General features: G+C 56.5%; 3 protein-coding genes. 2 read left to right on the top strand and 1 reads right to left on the bottom strand.

From position 1 onward, the window contains the following. A partial coding sequence (locus WD429_RS07950) for a flagellin hook IN motif-containing protein (protein ID WP_368421643.1) occupies positions 1-1234 on the bottom strand: 1234 nt, incomplete at its 3' end. A 382-nt stretch (positions 1235-1616) separates the two neighbouring features. Between WD429_RS07950 and WD429_RS07945 the strand changes: the two genes are divergently transcribed. After that, entirely contained in the window at positions 1617-3161 is a 1545-nt protein-coding gene (locus tag WD429_RS07945; protein ID WP_368421642.1) for a flagellin, read from the top strand. A 124-nt stretch (positions 3162-3285) separates the two neighbouring features. Beyond that, entirely contained in the window at positions 3286-5286 is a 2001-nt protein-coding gene (locus tag WD429_RS07940) for a hypothetical protein (RefSeq protein ID WP_368421641.1), read from the top strand. The last annotated feature ends 60 nt before the right edge of the window (positions 5287-5346 follow it).

Here is a 5346-nt window from a genome sequence, read left to right as displayed (position 1 = left end):
GGTTAGAGATAGTAGACTCGAACCGTGACTGCACCGCACCGAGTTCTGCCCGGATACCGTTGATGTCGTCCAGCGCCTTGTCCACTGTGGTGATAGCTGAAGACGCGCTTTCGCGGGTCAGAACGTTGACGTCGTTCAGGACATCCGATTTGGTTGCTACTGCTGTACCGACAGTGACACCCGCACCAAACACTGCCTGAACGTCAGCTTCAGTCCCGCCAAGCGTGATGCTGCCACCCACATCAGTGCTCAGATCGATACCGGCATCGAAAGTCTCCGGGGCGTCTGCTGTGCCCAATGCGCCAAAGGTAGTTGCGTCGTCGCTCTCAACCACAATACTGTCGCCAGTTTCGTTGGAGAGGGTAAAGTTGGTGGCATCCCCCCCTGCAGTTACTCCAGTTTGATCAGACACAGCATTGATAGCAACAATCGCCTCATCGACAGTGGCACCCTCTGCAAGGACGATCTCAGTTTCATTGAGGGTCAGCGTGGTACCACCTGCTGGCGGCACAGTATAGCTGCCAAGGTCCGCAGTAGTAGTATCCTGAACGCTCGCCGTAATCCCTGAAGCGGAACTGACATCATTGATCGCATCCGCCAGATCCGCACTGCTGGTCACATCGGTAAAGTCTATAGCCTGACCATTGACAGTCAGATCATCGGAAGTTGCCAGGTCGCCGATAGCACTCTGGGCAATCCCGTCCAGACCTTCAAACACTTCGCTACCCAACTGGGAGCCCCGGGCATCAACACCGGAAACGTTGATGGTCTGTCCGGCGTTTGCGCCCACCTGGAACACCAGCTCATCCAGCGTACCGTCGATGACGTTCTGGCCGTTAAACTGGGTGGCGGAACCAATCCGGTTAACTTCGTCGATCAGCGCCTTAGTTTCCTGGTTCAGGGCTTCACGGTCAGAAGCGGAGTTGGTGTCGTTGGCAGACTGAACCGCCAGATCACGAATCCGCGACAGGGCGTTGGTGATTTCACCCAGTGCACCCTCTGCGGTTTGCGCAAACGAGATACCGTCGTTGGCGTTCCGCTGGGCCACGTTAGAGCCGCTGATCTGTGCAGAGAAACGGGTTGAGATGGCCAGGCCAGCTGCATCGTCTTTGGCTGAGTTGATACGCAGACCAGAAGACAGACGCTGCAGTGCCTGATCGTTCAGGCCCTGAGACTTGCTCAGTTGGTTTTGAGCACTCAAGGAAGCGACGTTAGTGTTAATACCGAGAGCCATACTGCTTCTCCTTCGACATAGGTCGTTATTTCATGGAAAAGGTCTGGCGCCCGTTTTTGGGTTTAGAGCGCCTCCCTGTTGCAATGCTTAACGGCACCTCTTTCGCATCCTTTAGAGAAATTTAGCCGTAATTTGTAAAGGAATGTAAAAGCGGCAATTGCCTTCCGATTTGCACGGTCAGAAAACTGCCCTCTAAAGGCACCCCCTCTCCCTTCGCCGTTATCAACGTATTTAAAAACATACAGTTAGATAAATATCGATAAAACTGGCACGCACTTCGCTTCGTCCTCTGCAGAACGGCAATTAAACGAACTTCCGCCGGCAAGGCGTCCATTTTGATCGGGCACCGGGTTACCGGCATCTCTGAGCAGGGAGAAAAGATATGCCTCAGGTCATTAACACCAATATTGCTTCGCTGAACGCTCAGCGGAACCTCAACACCTCACAGGGTCAGGCCAATCAGGCGCTGGAAAGGCTGTCGTCAGGCTTGCGGATTAACTCTGCTAAAGACGATGCCGCAGGCCTGGCCATTTCGACCAGATTTGAGGCACAGATCAGCGGCCTGAACATGGCACAGCGAAATGCCAATGACGGTATCTCCCTGGCTCAGACCGCAGAAGGTGCGCTCGATGAAGTAACTAACAACCTGCAGCGTATCCGCGAGCTGGCGGTACAATCTGCCAACGCCACCAACAGCACATCGGACCGCCAGGCGCTGAACCAGGAAGTGCAACAGCGAATTGAAGAGATAAACCGCACTGCCAGCCAGACAAGCTTTAACGGACTTAAAGTACTGGATGGCACCTTTGGCGAGCAAACCTTCCAGGTGGGTGCCAATGCAGGTGAGACCATCGGGGTTAGCGGGCTGGATTCCAGAGGGTCACAGATTGGCTCTGTGATGTTCGAATCGCCGGACCTTGGTAGTGCATTGGCGGGATATGAGCCGGTAACACAAACATTAGACCCTCTAGATGAGAGCGGCCTCTCTTATCCCTTATTTATCGATGGCGGTAGCACTAACGCAGTAACGATTGATGTAGCTGCTGGTGGCCCTATCGATGTCACTCCGGACACCGGCGTTCGATTTGACGACATTGAAGATGTTGCGGCAAACATACAAGGCAAGATCGACGCTGCAATCGCTGGCGGAGCTACAGAGTTACGAGGAGTTTCGGTTTCTGGGGATGTTCAACGAAATGCCCTGGTATTCTCCAACGCCAGAAATGAGCAGATCGAAGTCGACGCCGCTTTCGGTGATGGTACAAACCAATTTACCGATAATGACAACATTATTCCCGCGGCGTCAGAAGAGCTTTCGCTTGTAGACTATTTCAGTGCCGGCAATACAGGTACCTTTGACATCGAGGTCAACGGCGTTGATTTCACGGTTGAGGATGCAACCTCTCTGAATGACATCGTTGCGCAGATGAACGCCAAAACAGTTGAAACTGGCGTGCGGGCAAACCTCAACTCCGACAATGACGAAGTTATATTCTCGGCCCAGTTTGGCGAAGACTATGACATCACTATCGCCAGTACCGATATCTTTGATGAAACGGATGCCCAGAGAATTGACGTTGAATACAACGTAACGGCTGCAAACGATACTGTAGCTGTTAATAACCTGGACATTTCAACGCGCGAAGGTGCCGAAGACGCCATGGTCGCCGTCGACTACGCCTTCGACAAGATCAACGGCTTCCGTGCCGAACTCGGTGCTGTGCAGAATCGTTTCGAATCCACCATCGCCAATCTGGCAACGACTTCGGAGAACCTGTCTGCGTCCAACAGCCGCATCCGCGATGCGGACTTCGCTGCCGAATCCGCCGAACTGGCCCGCACCCAGGTGCTCCAACAGGCCGGTCTGTCGGTCCTGGCCCAGGCCAACGCGCGGCCGCAGCAGGTGTTGCAGTTGCTGCAGGGTTAATAGATCAGACTAAGCGTCGGATTACGCCTTTGGCTAATCCGACCTACAACTAATCCGACCTACAACATATGGCTGTAGCCCTTTTCCGCCCGATTATCGCGAAAAGGGTTTTACGAGGTGTCCCATGCAAGCACAGCATCACATTCAGGCTTCAGAATCCCGGCAGGCGCATGTGGCGCGGCTGGTGTTGCAGGCGAACCTGGCTTATGGCGAGTCCAACAGCGGCGTGGGATCGTTCGTTCAGCGGCTGAAGGCGCGGCACGAATGCCGGAACTATCTGGACCATGCGTTGGCGCTGGAGCCAGAGCACGCCGGTGCGCTGGGCTTGCTGGGTCGGGTTGAACTGGATGATGGTGAGCTTGAGAAAGCCCATACTCTGTTCAATACCAGCCTGCATCATCAACCGGAGCAGGCTCAGCAATACACCAATCTGGGCTACTGGGCCATGAAGAGCGAGCGCCCGGCGCTGGCCGAACAGTATTTCCTGCAGGCGCTGGACACCGACCGGCAATCCGCCGCCGCTTTCTGCGGCGTTGCCCACGCCAAACGTCTGCAGGGTCAGTTTGATGTGGCCTACCTACATTACCGCAAGTTGCTGGAAACCGGTGCCGAGTGGGATTCCGTCTACAGCGGCATGCTCACCTGCGCCGCCCAGTTGGATGTGAACAAAGCCGACACCTCCCTCGCCCGGGATGCCATTGCGCTGCTGCGCAAAGAGGGCCTGCCCCATCAAGAGCTGGGGCGTTTTGTCGCGGCCATCATCCGCCAGCAGTACGACTTGGATAATCCCCAGGCGCAGATTTTTCTGGATGCCGCCAGCGAAGACGAACTGCTGATCCTGGCGCTGGAAAAAACCCTGATGCCAGACCCCGCCGTGGAAGAGCTGATCACCCTGCTCCGCCGCGCCGTGACCACCGAAGTGGCACGCACCGCCGAACTTGAGGAGGCACTGCAGCCGCTGACACTGGCACTCGCCCGCTACGCCGACCGAACCGGCTACGCACTGACCGCCGAAGAAGACGAAGAGCGGCTGGTCGATACCCTCAACAACAGTGTCAGCGCCCAGATTGTCATGGGTGAAACCCAGGATGCCATGGCCGCTTCGCTGATGCTGAGTGCCATGTACGGTGCGCTGTTTCACCAGAGCTTTGCGGTACACCTTGGCCGCTGGAGCCTGGTCGACTGGCCCCTGGCGATGCAATCGGTGCTGGCTGCCAGCTATTACGACCGCGCCACCGAAGAAGCCATCAAACAGAACTTTGACGAGAAAGCCGCCGAGCTCTGCCTCGACAAAGCCGACGTGCCCCAAGCCTGGCCAAGCTGGTCGCAACTGGCCTACCGCACCCAAAGCAGCCTGAAATCACTGATGGCCGAGGAATTGCGCCTGCCCACCGATCACCTGGCAGACACGCTTCGCATCATGGTGTGCGGCGCGCAATCGGGCCAGCGCGCCCTGGAACTCGCCCACTATCTGAACGATGTGGAAGTGATCGCGGTGGATGAATCTCTGTCCAACATCGCCAAGGCCACCCGCATGGCGGATGACCTGAACATCGACAACATCGTGTTCTGGCCCTGGTCCATCGCCCAGCGTTTCGTGGCAGACGGCCACAAAGTGCACTGGGTGGAAGTGGGCCGGCTACCCTCCGCCGCGATGACCGATGTCTCCCTGGCCGCATTGGTCAGCACCGCCACCGGAAGCGGGGCCGTGGTGCACATGCACACCGCCGTTGCCGAACAAACCGAGGGCGACCGGCAAATCCGCAAACTCATCGACCACCACAAACTACCAGCCACGCGCACAGCCCTGCGCCAGCTCCGCCGCATGGTACTGACCAACAAGCAAGACAGCGCCTGGCAGAACCTGCTGAACGAGGAAGACTTCTACTCCCTCGGCGGCTGCCGCGACCGCTGGTTCCAGCCGCAGGATGTTCATCAGCTCAAAGAACTCATGGGCATGGTCAGCAACGAAGTGGAATGGAAACTGGTCAAAGCGCGAGACACCGACGGCCACAGCCTTGCCACAAAGCCCGTGCAGAAGCAGATTCAGGCCGAGGCGCTGGGAAGCGAAGTACAGAGTTTGATGGGGCAAGGTTTGAGTGTTTATTTTGTGAAGCGACGGTGATGGGGTTGTCGGATTACGCCTGCGGCTAATCCGACCTACAGGTACACATCTCCCACGTAG

It is taken from the genome of Marinobacter sp., assembly GCF_040904845.1.
In the GTDB taxonomy this organism is placed as follows: domain Bacteria; phylum Pseudomonadota; class Gammaproteobacteria; order Pseudomonadales; family Oleiphilaceae; genus Marinobacter.
Note: the sequence above shows the minus strand (reverse complement) of the source record. Positions and strands in the feature narration are given on the sequence as shown.